Origin of the sequence: Dolichospermum lemmermannii CS-548, from assembly GCF_028330815.1 — a bacterium.
Classification (GTDB): Bacteria; Cyanobacteriota; Cyanobacteriia; order Cyanobacteriales; family Nostocaceae; genus Dolichospermum; species Dolichospermum lemmermannii.
In genome coordinates, this window is record NZ_JAQMTJ010000040.1 from 1 (window position 1) to 12,727 (window position 12,727).

Below are 12,727 nucleotides of genomic sequence, written 5' to 3' on the forward strand. Positions count from 1 at the left end.
CCTTGCATATGCCGTAATGAATGGGGTTAAAGCTAGGGGAGAAAAAGGACAATACAGTACAGAACGTATTCATTTTAACAAAAATAACCATTCTTAACTTTTCGTTACATAGTTAGAAACTTTTCCGCCGACCTACTTATCTTGAGAATAAGTAAGTCGGCACGATAAAATCAATATACATTTTTTTCGTAAAAACCCTTAAATAACCTATCTATAAGGTATTTGTCGAATTTACATTTCGTTACATATGTTGATTGTTTAACGCCAACTTACTTAAATGTCTAATTTATTTCAGATAAAGTTTTAAATTGTTCCTCACTAATACGTCCTGCTGCATATAAAGTTTCTGTAATTTCAGAAATTGTTAAAACTGCGTGTGCTTGATAACCATTTTCTCGCAATCTGTCTTTTACACCTTGCTCATGGTCCATAAATACTACAATATCATTGACATTTAATCCTGCATATTTTAACTTTTCTGCTCCTTCCATTACGCTTTTACCACTGATCAAAATATCATCAACAACGACAACAACTTCTCCAGGATTAAAATTACCTTCTATTACCTTGCGGGTTCCGTGTGCTTTTACTTCTTTGCGGGGAAAAATCATCGGGGAATTTAGATGTAATGATAATCCAGTAGCAGTAGGTAAAGAACCATAAGGAATACCGGCTATTCTATCATAAGTTAGGTCTTTAAGAATCTCTGCATAAGCAATTACTATCTGATGAAATATTTGGGGATTGGAAATGATTTTACGGAGGTCTATATAATAGGGAAAGGTAGCTCCAGAAGCTTGGACAAATTCACCAAACATGATACAACCAATGTCATAAAGTTGTAGAATCAAATCTAAAAGCGGGTGTTTATTTAACAAACAAACATCAGGAAACCAGACGGAACAAGCGGAGTTTTCTTGGGAAATTCCAGTTCTGAGATGATTAATTTCCGCCCTTAAAGATTGCAGTTGTGTACATAGATTTTCACTTCCTAACATATCTTGAGAAACGGGAAGAAGTAACCCATCACCATTATAATTTAATCCCGCTGATAGCAAGTTTTTAAGATTACCACCTTCAGACCAAATACTGCGGGCTAAAATTACTCTTTCTGGTGCTTCTTTGCGAATTTTTGCTAAAATATCTGGTTGAATAGTTCCTACTTCTAAACCCAGTTGTTCAGGTGTTCCCCAATTTTTTGCTTCTTTAACTACTTGTAAATAAAAAGGGGATTCCGCTGTAGGGTATTGCTGCAAAACCACTGCACCTGGATTAGAAGTTGTACACAAAATAAAAACGGCTTTATCGGGATAAACTAAAAAGGGTGCTACGTGATCTTGTCCTGCATAAGGACTCAATGTAATCGCATCAATTTGCCATTCTTCAAAAACAGTTTTAGCGAAAATTGTACTAGTATTAAGATCGCTATGTTTGGCATCTAATATAATTGGAATATGGACAGGAATAGCTTTTAAAGTTCTTTGTAATAATTCCCATCCCGGAATACCTAAAGCTGCGTAAAATCCCAAAGTTGGTTTATAGGCACATACTAAATCACTGGTTTGGGAAATAGTAAATTCTAACCAATTCCACAGACTATCAATCATACTTTCGGGATCTGATTTCTGGGAATATCGTTCAGGGAGCATTTCTGGATTAGGATCTAGTCCTACAAATAGTAAACTCTGATTTTGAGCGATCGCCCCATTCAATTTATCGTAAAATTTCATAAGTTCTCCTAGCAATATTTTAACTTTAAGGCACTTACTAAAATACTAACTCGCTTTCTCTACCATGATATCATGAATGGTAACATGATTATCCGTATATGCGTTAATCTGAGGTTAATATTATCATTCCCTCCCATTTTGCTAAAATCTTATCACTAATTCCCGGTACTTTATCTACATCTTGTAAGGAAGTAAACCTTTGCTGTTGACGGGCTATAATTATCCTTTGGGCTAACTTCTTACCCACACCAGGAAGAGTTTCTAATTCTGCTTGACTTGCTGTATTGAGATTAATTTTAGTGTTAATCGAATTTACAAAAGATGATGGTTGTTTGATTTGGGGACATTTTTTAACTTCCGCATCTATTTTAGATTTAATATTTGCTGGTAAACCTGGCTTAATTTTACCATAAAGGCGGTCAAATTCTCTTTGATAATGTGCTGCTACTGTGGGATTTTCAATCACTATTAATGTTTCATCATTGCCATGATTAGCAGCTTCTGACCAATTATGTGAACCTGTAATAACAGTTTTGTTATCAATGACGGCAAATTTATCATGTAATAAATCACCTTTTGGTAAAATTGGCGCTCCCACAGTAGAAATCGGATTTTTCCAAGGACGGTTATCAAGTTCATATTTACAATTATCACTTAAAGCAAATCCCATCATATCTAAACCTTCACTGTAGGGACGATAGGCAAATTGTGGTGCAATTAAAGCCCGAACTTGGACATTTTGATGATGACGTTCTTCTAGAATATTAGCAAGTTGTTGATCTGAAAATACAAACAATGCTAAATCAACAGTTTTTGTACTTGTAGATAAGGTTTTAGCAATTGATCCATTACTGCTAATACTCCAAGGTTCAGTGGGAGAAGTTGGAGAAAAATGAACTGTAACTTTACTGTTACCTAATATGATTGTTTGTGGGTTACGAACAGGTTTCTTAACACCAAATTTACTATCTAGTTTTCCTCCTACTCCGTCACCCCACATAATATTAAATTCTTCCGTGAGTAAACTTGCTAATTCAGAACTATCAATTTTTAGTAAATTATTGGCATTTCCTAAACTACTAGAATTACTAAAATCTCCAGACGTATCACTCAAAGTAAAATTGGCAGAAGTAATAATCACAAACCGATGATCAACAATGACAAACTTATGGTGCATTAAACTGCTACCCTTTGAACCATCAGCAGTATCATCAATCCAAGGAATATTGGCATTTTGAACAATAGCTAAACCATCCCGTTGACTAATTTCCTCCGGTGTGATTTGATGATCTTGATTAATATCCACAAATTTCTGAAATTCTTGATATCGTTCCTGTTCTTTTTTTCCTAACCTAGTTATTTCCGCAGCAGTAAAACTACTCCAAGTCCGAGAATAATTACTTTCTAAAATCAACCTTATTTTTACGCCATCCTTTTGTTTTTGTGCTAATATTTGAGCAACTTTTGGTAAACGTAACTCTTGGACAGCAATATCAACAGTAAATTTAGCTTGAGAAATAGTGTCCACAATCTGCTTTTCTAAATCATCCCCTAACCGGGTTTGCTGACGATAAGTCTCTTGATATTCCGAAGATTGGGAATTATTGAAGTAAACTTGAATTAAAGAATCTTGAGGTAAAGGTGCTAAACGCTGATTTGATGATTGCACTTGTTGACAACCACCTAAAGTGAATAGCAATAAAAAGATATAAGAAAAATAGCGGATTTGTGGGAAAATAGACACAGTAATCTGATCAAAGTAAATTACAGCGATTTTAATGTATTTATATCACACCCTGCATTAACTTCTTTCTTCCTTTGCGTCTTTGCCCCTTTGCGTCTCTGCGCGAAACTCTTATTTATTAATTTCTATGCAAATATATCTAGATTACAGTGCAACTACCCCAACTCGTCCAGAAGCGATCGCAATTATCCAAAAAATCTTAACACAACAGTGGGGTAATCCTTCCAGTTTACATGAATGGGGCAACCGTGCCGCCTTGGTTGTGGAAACAGCCAGAATCCAAGTTGCAGGATTAATTAACGCAGTTCCCGAATCTATTATTTTCACGTCTGGGGGAACAGAAGCGGATAATTTAGCGATTATGGGAGTGGCACGATGTTACACTACTCCCCAACATATGATCATTTCCAGTGTAGAACATTCCGCCATTTCAGAACCGGCGAAAATGTTAGAAAATTGGGGTTGGGAAATTACCCGTTTAGGTGTAAATCATCAAGGAAGAGTCAACCCCGAAGACTTAAAAGCAGCTTTACGACATAATACTGTTTTAGTATCTGTGATTTATGGACAAAGTGAAATAGGAACAGTTCAACCAATTGCTGAGTTGGGGAAAATCACGAAAACACACGGCGCTTTATTTCACACAGATGCAGTGCAAGTTGCTGGACGTTTACCGCTAGATGTGCAGACATTACCCGTAGATTTATTGAGTCTATCCAGTCATAAAATCTATGGCGGTTTGGGTGCAGGGGCGTTATATGTGCGGACTGGAGTGGAATTAATGCCGCTACTGGGTGGAGGTGGACAGGAGAACGGAATGCGTTCAGGGACGCAAGCAACGCCCGCTATTGCTGGATTTGGAGTAGCTGCGGAGTTAGCAGCCCAGGAATTAGAGACGGAAACAGGGAGATTGATCCTATTGCGCGATCGCCTCTTTGCCATTCTAGCAGATGTTCCCGGTTTAATACCCACAGGTGACAAAATTCATCGTTTACCCCATCATCTCAGCTTTTATTTAGAAGCAGCCGACGGAGAAAAAATCAGCGGTAAAACATTAGTAAGACAGTTAAATTTAGCCGGAATTGGTATTAGTGCTGGTGCGGCTTGCAATAGTGGAAAATTAAGCCCTAGTCCCATTTTACTAGCAATGGGATATTCTCAAAAAGCGGCTTTAGGAGGAATTAGATTAACTTTAGGGAAACAGACAACAGCAGCCGATATTGATTGGACAGGAATAGTTTTGAAACAGATTTTGCAGAGATTAATCCCAAATTGAATTGTCAATTGTTTACCAATTAAACACCTAATAATTTGTAGATAATGTTATTGACAAGAGTAAGCGCAAAAGCACCTAAAATTGCGCTCCAAATGCCATAACGTAACCGGAAACCATCTACTAACCAAGCAGCAATACTAAAACAAGCAACAGCAATCATGAAAGTGAAGATACCAGATAATAAGTCAAAGGTGGCTAAATTTGGTATCACAAACAAAACTTTGAGAACTGGCTTAACTAGCGCTGTAATAATACCTAAAACTGCTGCGGAAAAAATTGCCTTTTCTGGAGTATCAATTTCCACTCCTAAAGGTAATTTACTAATAATCCACAAGCTAACAGCCGTGACTAACCAAACAATTAACAGCGTCGTAATATCCATTACCAGAACCCCACAAAACGTGAATGTTGATATGACGATAAATACCTGGTTGACTTGGTTTCTTGATCTAAAAATCTTTGTAGCTTAACCAATTATTTATAAATTAGCAGCATTTTTGATGAGAACCGAAATTTATTCTAGATATCTTTAGGTTTACTATAAACCACCAGATCCCCGACTTCTCTAAGAAGTCGGGGATCTGACTTTTGCACGGAATTCTTTGTCTTTTATTTACCACCGTAGAAAAAAGCAATTTCCTTTTCTTTCAAAGGTGCAAAACCAGCTTCAACTAGTTTTTGATCAAGTTCAGCTTGGGGGATGTGTTTAGCACCAATGCGAACAATGCGAGAACGCATGGTATTGGATACACCGCTGCGTTGTCTGCTTGATTCTAAACCCATAACTTGTTCATATAGGTCTAATTTAACTATGGGAATAGGAGAACCATCAAAATCAATTCCCCTTGATATCGCTCTATCAATAGCATCAGCACCCGTGGTATTTTCAGTAGTCATGGTAACGTATTTTCAGAGATGTTGAAATATTTTACCAGGGAATAGGGAACAGGGACGGTTCAGCTAGAATAAATTTTTCCGCTATTTCTGCTATATAATTAACTTATCGCTTGATTAATTTACATTAATTTGCTATGGATTCTTTAAGCCTACGCACAAAAGTTATTACAGAAATAAATCTTTTCCCAGAAGATAAATTGGCAGAATTATATCACTTTATTCATTATTTTCGATTAGGTGTAGAAATTTCTCAAGTTTCCCTCAATCCAACTATACAGGTTAAAATTCAGCTAAAATAATTAAACAGCATAAAGGAGGTTTAATGATCATGCAGGCTATTTTTTGGACCCTAGAAGAAGTTGCCCAAAGGGCTAAACAATTTTACGAAAATGGCATTCGTCAACAAGTGGAATGTGATGATCACATTGGCAAAATGATTGTAATTGATGCGGAAACCGGTGAATACGGAATTGATAAAACTGGCGTAGAAACTGCATTAAAGTTAAAGCAAAAGAAACCAAATGCCAGATTATTTACGATGCGGATTGGTTATGATGTTGCTGTCAGCTTTGGGGGAGCGATTGAGCGTACTGTCAAATGATTTACGGGAGATTGATTGATAGCAAAGCGATTGTGCCAGTAATTTTCCGTTTACCGACACAACCAAATTTTTCTATTAATTTTATTATTGATACTGGATTCAACGACCATCTTACCTTACCACCACAAGCCGTCAGCGCGATGAATCTGCCGTTATATTCCACTACGCTTGCTAGATTAGCCGATGGTAGGGAGACGTTGTTATCTATACATTTAGCAACAATTGTTTGGGACAATCGAGAAAAAGTAGTTCCTATTTTAGCATCTGGTTTTAAACCTTTATTGGGAACGGCTTTGATGGCAGGATATCATCTGGAGATTGATTTTGAAGAGAATGGTTTAGTTTCGTTAGAACAAATCCCACCCTTGATTTCATAGATTCAGGATGAGGGTCGATCTGCTTAGAGCAGTGCTTCACTATCGCACTTTAAGCCGTCTTGGCGATCTCTGCTAGTTTGATTAGTCCTTTAGTTGTCAAATCTTCATCAATGGCGTACCAATGAATACCATAACCAGAGGTCGAAATACGATACATTTTGCGCTCCATATCTGTTGCTTGAGCAAGTCGCTTAGATGCTTGAATAATTGGGATTTGATAAGTTTTTCCATCTACTGATAGAATCATCAACTCTCCATTAAAGTCAATATTTGATATGTTGTATTGCTTATCCATTTTGCCAATTCCTAAATGTTTGCCATTCATCTACTATTTCATCAAAGTTTTGCAAGATGATCTTCTTGACTTCCCGCGTGTCTCGTGATGACATTTGATATGAATAAGCCTCACGAATCTCGTACAGATCGATGTCTAGCCAATATTTACATTCACTGTCTCCTTTCTGCACATGAATATGAATCGGCTCATTTCCCTCGTCTGAATAAAAGAAAAATCGCCATCCCCTTATATATAGAACTGTTGGCATTTGCTTTCACCTCACCACATTTTAGCATATTGTCTTAATACTAAAATTAGTGTAACTGAGCGATCGCATCTATAATACTTCTATTTTAGTGGTAGAAAACTTTATTTGTTGGGTTACGCTATCCCTAACCCACCGAATTTAATCATAAGGTTGGTGCGTTACACTCCGTTAACACACCCTACAGGATCTTCGGTAGCGTCACATCTTATCGTTTTTCTTCCGTTAATATCAGAGATTTTGGAAAAATAGAAACCTTATAAATTCGAGATTGGAGTAAGTAATATTACAATATTAGGTTGATCTATTTGTGAGGAAACAAGCGATCGCACTTATCAACCACGGACAAAAACGTAGGGTGGGTTAGCAACAGCGTAACCCACCGAAAATCAGTAAATAAACACACATAAGGTGCGTTACATTTCATTAACGCACCCTACAATATCAGGCGATCGCCACCCCATACTCCATCTGTAGATTCCTTCCCTAACTACCGTATTTTACCGGAATTCTATATGCTTCAACTAGCAGCAAACTCGGTAAATTTCCGTTTGTATGGAGCTTTAAAACCCAAAACTATATCTTGTTTAGGAACTCCAGCTTCTACTAATTCATTAGCTACTCCGATTTCTGTGCCATCGCGTTCAATCCAAATTTTGCCATCTTTAATTTCTACGTAAATAATACAACCAAACTGCTATTTTTTTACCAGTTTTTTCAGCAGCTAAAATTCTCTCTGCTGTTAAGTCTATGTAAAAATCAATATCCTCAACTTGAATAAATAGATGCTCGTCAGTAATTGTCCATCCATCTTTTGTCAGGGCTGTTTTAACTGTATTATGAAATAAATCTTTAGCTGGCATACATAAATTAAACTTATTTAACCACTGTTAATAGCATAATATCTCAGATGAAAGGTTCAAAAGGCAATTAAAGATTTAGAAACATAAATTATAGTAACAAAACCCAGTTTATACCAAATTAAGTTGATTGATTGGTGAGGAAACAAGGGAAAGGCTATCAACCACGACAAAAACGTAGGGTGCGTTAGCGACAGCGTAACGCACCGAATTTAATCATAAGAGTCGTGCGTTAATGAAATGTAACGAACCCTACAGGATCAGGCGATCGCACTATATGATACTATTAAAATTGAAGTAAGTAGGTAAACAGGAAAATTTAAAGGTATATAACGGTATATAAAGTTGTCTCAATGCGATATTCTGATTGAGTTTCAGCCATTTTACAAAACGCAATACCCCTCATTTTTATTTTGTTTACCTACTTAATCCACAACCAAGCTTTTCAAAGGGGTGCTAATTAATAAAATAAGTAGAAAAGCACAAAAAAACAAAATATATAACAAAAAGTAAAAATTATCAAAACCTATTCCCTATTCCCTTGTCATAAAGACAATTTTTAACGCCAACTTACTTAACATGGATTTAAAATTATATCAGGCAATTGAAATTGCTAACCAAGCTGTTTTGACAAAATTTTATAGATCATTAACTGATGTAGAAATAATTGTCATTAAGGGAGCTTGGGAACGACAAGAATATAGTCAAATAGCGAGCAAATACAATTACACAACCAGTTATCTTAGTCAAGATATTGCACCCAAACTTTGGAAATTATTGACAGAAGCTATAGAAGAGAAAGTTAAAAAAAGTAATTTTAAAGAAGCCCTAAAACGATATTGGGAAAAGCAATGTTGGCACAAGCAATTTACAGATGAATATTACTTACTCAGCCAAGCTAAACACAGCGTACCAAATCCAAAATTATATATAAATCGCTATCCTCTCGAACTTATTTGTTATGAAAATCTCTTGCAACCTGGTTCTCTAATTTGGTTAAAAGCACCTAAATTAATGGGTAAAACTTCCTTAATGGAGCGGGTATTACTGAAGGTATCCAAGGAGGACTATCGGATAGTTAGTTTAAGTTTGGAGATGGGAGATAGGAAAACTCACTTTGGAAACTTGAATAAATTTCTGCGCTGGTTTTGTCTGAATCTCAGTCGAGAACTCAACCTACCCAATCGCTTAGATGACTATTGGGATCAAGAAGGGATAGGTGCTAAAATAAGTTGTACAACTTATTTAGAAACATATTTATTAGCAGCAAATGATAGTCCTTTAGTTTTATATATAGATGATGTAGATGTGCTTTTTTCCTATCCTGAACTTTATGAAGAATTTTTTGGATTGTTGCGTTCTTGGTATGAGAAAGCTAGAAACCATTCCCACTGGAAAAAACTCCGGTTAGCGATCGCCTATTCTACGGACGTTTATATGCACGCAAATATTAATTACTCATCTTTTAATATAGGATTACCCATAGAATTACCAGAATTAACTAAAGAGGAAGTTCAGATATTTGCCCAACAATATGGATTAGTGGAAGATTCATTTTTAGTAGACCCCTTAATACAATTAGTAGGTGGTCATCCTTATTTGTTGAAATTGGCATTTTCTCACCTCAAAAATTATCCAGATATCACCCTACACAAGTTGTTATCAGAAGCCTCTACGAATGCAGGTATTTATCGTCATTATTTACGGGAACACTGGTTGAAGTTGCAACAGCAACCAAAACTGATCACAGCATTGCAAACAGTGATTAATTCTCCTCAACCAGTGCGATTGGAAACAATATCAGCCTATGATTTAAAAAATATGGGTTTGGTAAAGCTTACAGGTAATGAAGTCGAGCCGCGTTGTCAACTATATCGGAATTATTTTGGGGATGTAATCAGGAGTTAGATAAATAAACTCTTATTTGCTATTTTTGATGATTAGCTTGCTTATCTTCTAAACGTTGGAATAATTGACTTACAGGAGATTCAAACTCTATATTTCGTTTTTTCATAGACCCAATAGTGGGAATTGGAAAATTGATCACAAAATTGCCCAATTGCATACCCAATGGTCTTAAATGTCCACCTTTTAAATCTTCTCTAAAACCTTCAGGTGGTTTTTTAAACTTATCTTCAAACCATTCACAAGTTGTTGCAGCAAGTTTATCCTTTTTGAACGCAGTTAACCCCATGAGATTAAATAAATCACCTTCTTTAATTAAGGCATAGGTTTCATCTGGGGTTGGTTTGACATTCACACCTAAGCTAATAACTATACCTGCTAAAGGTTGGGGGATAGCACTCTCAAGACCTGTATTTACAGGAGCTAATAGTAAAGAGGGTTGATTCTTAATAAAGATGCTAGTGATTTTAATGTTATCTTGCAATTGGTCGAAATTGGCTTCTCGCTTAATGTAATATTTAATTAATCGTTCAGCCTCTTTACGCTTGATTTCTAAATCACTAATCAGAATTAAGAGGTCTGTAAATATACTTTCGACCTTACCATTAATATTTTCTTGAGAACCTTTTGTATTCGCTGATCTAACTGTTGAATCAATAAATTTCCTCAATTTTTCAACATTATGAGGATATTGAGGATCACTAGGTTCACCAACAACAGGTAAGGCACTAAAGGCTTCCAAAAGCGCAATATATTTACAACCAATACTATGACCTAGCCAGGAAAAGTTTTGGTCACTCAAATAGGGTTCATATTCATAGCCAGCAAATATTGCTCTTCTGACAAGTTCTGGCATAATTTCATACTGTTCTCTGATTAAAAAGCCAGCCTCAGCATAATGGTCAAACGTAAAATTGAATGGTAAAATTACAATCGTATAACCATCATTAAATAAACGCTGAAGTAGAGAACGGTAGAAGAACATTGGAAAAAATGTACCAAATAAAGCTCCACCGATAAATTGAATTACTCCTTGAGGTTTTGGGTGTAGAGCTACCCAGCTATGGGAAACAGGTTGAAATTTCATAGTTAAACTTGTACCGTTTATTTTTTGTAAGAAATTAAATCCGTCTTAACTTAAAATGTGCTATTTTGCAGCCATAGCAGTCACAAAGATGGTTATAAGAAGGGGACTGAACCCCTCCTTAATTGAAATTTGCTAGATAATAAATTGTTTTACTTCACACTAACCAGGAGTGAGAGTCTTTCTTGCATTGACAAGATAGATGAAATTGCCAGTTCTAGGAAAGTATTGAAATGGTGCTTGACGTGCTGGCTGTTGTAATTGACGTGGAAGTAAAGGGAAGATTTGTTGGAAATCAGTTGTAACTTTTTCAGTAGCGCCTGAAACTAAGAAACAAGCTGAGTTGGTTTTTTTCTTGCCAGTAGCTTGGTCATAGAAAAGTTGTGAAAATGCCTTGATGGTCAAATTATCTGAAGGAGAAACATAGACCAAGTATCCGTTTGCATCTAATTCATTAGCCTTTGATTCTGCTGCTCCTACATTATCAAAAAAAGCAATTGCAGTTTCTTCAATCTTCAGAGGGCATTGACTTGAAGGTTTTCCAGCTACTACAGTGTATATTCTGCCGTTCAAGGGAGCGTCAATAGTGAAAAGTGTGTTAGTTCCAGGAGTTACAGCACTTGCAGCTTGGAAATCAAACCAACCTTCAGTAAATGAGCCATTAGTTCCGTTGTTCTTTCGACCCTGTTCGAGTATTGGTTGATAAGCCGCTGGAAAATCGCTTAAATTTTCAGGCAACATCGCACTTAGGTCAGGATTAGGTATAGCTACATCATATTTCAAGATATTCCCATACACGTCCACTCCTTGTGCCTGTTGTTCTGGAGTGACGTAAAGGGTGGTTATCCCACGAGATGGAGGCTGAGGAGCTTGTTGAGCTAAAGCAGGACTTACTCCACCTAGACACACAACAAAGCTAAGGATAGCAGCCAAAAAGGAAGTTAACTTTCTCATAAATTACCCAAAATGTTATCTGTTTCTGAAGTTCTTTCCTGGAAGTGGTTTTTCCCACACCCTTGGATGATACCTACTTTGGTAATTCAAGAATTCAGGTAAATTCAGGACTTTTATCGCTGATAATTCAGGTAAATTCAGGTAAATTCAAACACCCTCTAAATTATTGTTATAATTTGTTCATTGTCATCCTACAATAAACCTTCTAAAACACCTTGGCAGGGGAAATTTTGGATTTATGAACAAGTGATTAAACCTGCCTTTTACGGCATTTATGAAGTTAGTAAAGCCAGCGTGGAAGTATATCATCTCATGGAAGGACAATATCATTTATTGCCACCAAATCAACGAGGTCATTATCCGATTACACCTATGGGCGTAGAATTAGGTATTTGGCAAGGGACATATCAAAATATGGAGTTACCTTGGCTGCGTTGGTGGGATTTAGACGGTAATTTATTACTTGATGGTCATGAAACAGCCGAATATGAACGCCAACGGGCTGAAAATGAAAAAGAAAAAAGCTATCGCCTCATCGCCCAATTACGCGCTTTAGGAGTAGAACCAGAACTGTAAAAAAACCCATATCTCCAACTACCAATCGCTAAATTTGCGTGTAACCCACATTCCGCACCCCAAACTGTCACAGATCAAAAAAGCCCTTAAAGTAGTACATAATAACTAAAGCCAATTCAAAAATTAAGATGCTTAATGAGAATAAGTAGCATTAAAAGGGACGTGGTGTGATAAAGTGAAA

14 protein-coding genes and 2 pseudogenes are annotated in these 12,727 nt (G+C 36.5%); 6 read left to right on the plus strand and 10 right to left on the minus strand.

Annotated elements, in window-relative coordinates:
* Nucleotides 1-281 precede the first annotated feature (281 nt).
* Together PN450_RS01975 and PN450_RS01980 are read right to left on the minus strand one after the other, a co-directional pair.
* On the minus strand, nt 282-1,730 hold the full coding sequence (locus PN450_RS01975) for a bifunctional orotidine-5'-phosphate decarboxylase/orotate phosphoribosyltransferase (protein ID WP_271835261.1): 1,449 nt from the start codon (nt 1,728-1,730) through the stop codon (nt 282-284).
* A 103-nt stretch (nt 1,731-1,833) separates the two neighbouring features.
* Entirely contained in the window at nt 1,834-3,474 is a 1,641-nt protein-coding gene (locus PN450_RS01980; protein ID WP_271835262.1) for a DUF655 domain-containing protein, read from the minus strand.
* 127 nt (nt 3,475-3,601) lie between these two features.
* Between PN450_RS01980 and PN450_RS01985 the strand changes: the two genes are divergently transcribed.
* Entirely contained in the window at nt 3,602-4,750 is a 1,149-nt protein-coding gene (locus tag PN450_RS01985) for a cysteine desulfurase family protein (RefSeq protein ID WP_271835263.1), read from the plus strand.
* 19 nt (nt 4,751-4,769) lie between these two features.
* Here the strand turns inward: PN450_RS01985 and PN450_RS01990 are convergent, their stop codons facing one another.
* Both PN450_RS01990 and PN450_RS01995 read right to left on the minus strand, forming a co-directional pair.
* Nucleotides 4,770-5,132, minus strand: a complete 363-nt coding sequence (locus PN450_RS01990; RefSeq protein ID WP_015079313.1) for a phage holin family protein — start codon at nt 5,130-5,132, stop codon at nt 4,770-4,772.
* A gap of 227 nt (nt 5,133-5,359) precedes the next feature.
* Nucleotides 5,360-5,647 (minus strand): small RNA NsiR4-regulated ssr1528 family protein, encoded by a 288-nt coding sequence (locus PN450_RS01995; RefSeq protein WP_148762218.1) that lies wholly within the window; start codon nt 5,645-5,647, stop codon nt 5,360-5,362.
* Between the two features lie 134 nt (nt 5,648-5,781).
* Between PN450_RS01995 and PN450_RS02000 the strand changes: the two genes are divergently transcribed.
* The 3 genes from PN450_RS02000 to PN450_RS02010 are packed head-to-tail and all read left to right on the plus strand — an operon-like array spanning nt 5,782 to nt 6,625.
* A complete protein-coding gene (locus tag PN450_RS02000) occupies nt 5,782-5,946 on the plus strand; it encodes a hypothetical protein (protein ID WP_213799026.1) in 165 nt (54 codons plus the stop codon).
* 29 nt (nt 5,947-5,975) lie between these two features.
* Entirely contained in the window at nt 5,976-6,248 is a 273-nt protein-coding gene (locus PN450_RS02005; RefSeq protein WP_148762216.1) for a hypothetical protein, read from the plus strand.
* A complete protein-coding gene (locus tag PN450_RS02010) occupies nt 6,245-6,625 on the plus strand; it encodes a clan AA aspartic protease (RefSeq protein WP_148762214.1) in 381 nt (126 codons plus the stop codon). The genes PN450_RS02005 and PN450_RS02010 overlap by 4 nt, the downstream gene beginning before the upstream one ends.
* Before the next feature lie 49 nt (nt 6,626-6,674).
* On the opposite strand, the gene PN450_RS02015 is transcribed toward PN450_RS02010, so the two are convergent.
* The 4 genes and pseudogenes from PN450_RS02015 to PN450_RS02030 all read right to left on the minus strand — a co-directional run bounded on the left by PN450_RS02015 (nt 6,675) and on the right by PN450_RS02030 (nt 8,030).
* Nucleotides 6,675-6,920 carry a DUF2442 domain-containing protein gene (locus tag PN450_RS02015; protein ID WP_053539947.1) on the minus strand — a complete coding sequence of 82 codons (246 nt, stop codon included), beginning with the start codon at nt 6,918-6,920 and terminating at the stop codon, nt 6,675-6,677.
* Entirely contained in the window at nt 6,913-7,170 is a 258-nt protein-coding gene (locus PN450_RS02020) for a DUF4160 domain-containing protein (protein WP_053539948.1), read from the minus strand. Before PN450_RS02020 ends, PN450_RS02015 begins: the two co-directional genes overlap by 8 nt.
* A 517-nt stretch (nt 7,171-7,687) precedes the next feature.
* Nucleotides 7,688-7,861: pseudogene (locus PN450_RS02025) on the minus strand (element excision factor XisI family protein); the annotation flags it as partial.
* Entirely contained in the window at nt 7,833-8,030 is a 198-nt protein-coding gene (locus tag PN450_RS02030; protein ID WP_210422319.1) for an element excision factor XisH family protein, read from the minus strand. The pseudogene PN450_RS02025 and the gene PN450_RS02030, both read right to left, overlap by 29 nt.
* Nucleotides 8,031-8,606: 576 nt before the next feature.
* Here PN450_RS02030 and PN450_RS02035 point away from each other — a divergent pair.
* Nucleotides 8,607-9,935 (plus strand): AAA-like domain-containing protein, encoded by a 1,329-nt coding sequence (locus PN450_RS02035; RefSeq protein ID WP_271835264.1) that lies wholly within the window; start codon nt 8,607-8,609, stop codon nt 9,933-9,935.
* Nucleotides 9,936-9,954: 19 nt separating this feature from the next.
* On the opposite strand, the gene PN450_RS02040 is transcribed toward PN450_RS02035, so the two are convergent.
* Both PN450_RS02040 and PN450_RS02045 read right to left on the minus strand, forming a co-directional pair.
* Nucleotides 9,955-11,019: a DUF1350 family protein gene (locus PN450_RS02040; protein WP_271835265.1), complete on the minus strand. Its 1,065-nt coding sequence runs from the start codon at nt 11,017-11,019 to the stop codon at nt 9,955-9,957.
* A 159-nt stretch (nt 11,020-11,178) separates the two neighbouring features.
* Nucleotides 11,179-11,970, minus strand: a complete 792-nt coding sequence (locus PN450_RS02045; protein WP_271835266.1) for a hypothetical protein — start codon at nt 11,968-11,970, stop codon at nt 11,179-11,181.
* A 204-nt stretch (nt 11,971-12,174) separates the two neighbouring features.
* Here PN450_RS02045 and PN450_RS02050 point away from each other — a divergent pair.
* Nucleotides 12,175-12,546, plus strand: a pseudogene (locus tag PN450_RS02050) (Uma2 family endonuclease); the annotation flags it as partial.
* Nucleotides 12,547-12,727 lie beyond the last annotated feature (181 nt).

Coding starts and splice junctions, on each gene's coding strand:
- PN450_RS01975 (WP_271835261.1), bottom strand. CDS start 1,730: ATGAAATTTTACGATAAATTGAATGGGGCGATCGCTCAAAATCAGAGT.
- PN450_RS02015 (WP_053539947.1), bottom strand. CDS start 6,920: ATGGATAAGCAATACAACATATCAAATATTGACTTTAATGGAGAGTTG.
- PN450_RS02010 (WP_148762214.1), top strand. CDS start 6,245: ATGATTTACGGGAGATTGATTGATAGCAAAGCGATTGTGCCAGTAATT.
- PN450_RS01995 (WP_148762218.1), bottom strand. CDS start 5,647: ATGACTACTGAAAATACCACGGGTGCTGATGCTATTGATAGAGCGATA.
- PN450_RS02020 (WP_053539948.1), bottom strand. CDS start 7,170: ATGCCAACAGTTCTATATATAAGGGGATGGCGATTTTTCTTTTATTCA.
- PN450_RS01990 (WP_015079313.1), bottom strand. CDS start 5,132: ATGGATATTACGACGCTGTTAATTGTTTGGTTAGTCACGGCTGTTAGC.
- PN450_RS02000 (WP_213799026.1), top strand. CDS start 5,782: ATGGATTCTTTAAGCCTACGCACAAAAGTTATTACAGAAATAAATCTT.
- PN450_RS02045 (WP_271835266.1), bottom strand. CDS start 11,970: ATGAGAAAGTTAACTTCCTTTTTGGCTGCTATCCTTAGCTTTGTTGTG.
- PN450_RS02005 (WP_148762216.1), top strand. CDS start 5,976: ATGCAGGCTATTTTTTGGACCCTAGAAGAAGTTGCCCAAAGGGCTAAA.
- PN450_RS02030 (WP_210422319.1), bottom strand. CDS start 8,030: ATGCCAGCTAAAGATTTATTTCATAATACAGTTAAAACAGCCCTGACA.
- PN450_RS01985 (WP_271835263.1), top strand. CDS start 3,602: ATGCAAATATATCTAGATTACAGTGCAACTACCCCAACTCGTCCAGAA.
- PN450_RS02035 (WP_271835264.1), top strand. CDS start 8,607: ATGGATTTAAAATTATATCAGGCAATTGAAATTGCTAACCAAGCTGTT.
- PN450_RS02040 (WP_271835265.1), bottom strand. CDS start 11,019: ATGAAATTTCAACCTGTTTCCCATAGCTGGGTAGCTCTACACCCAAAA.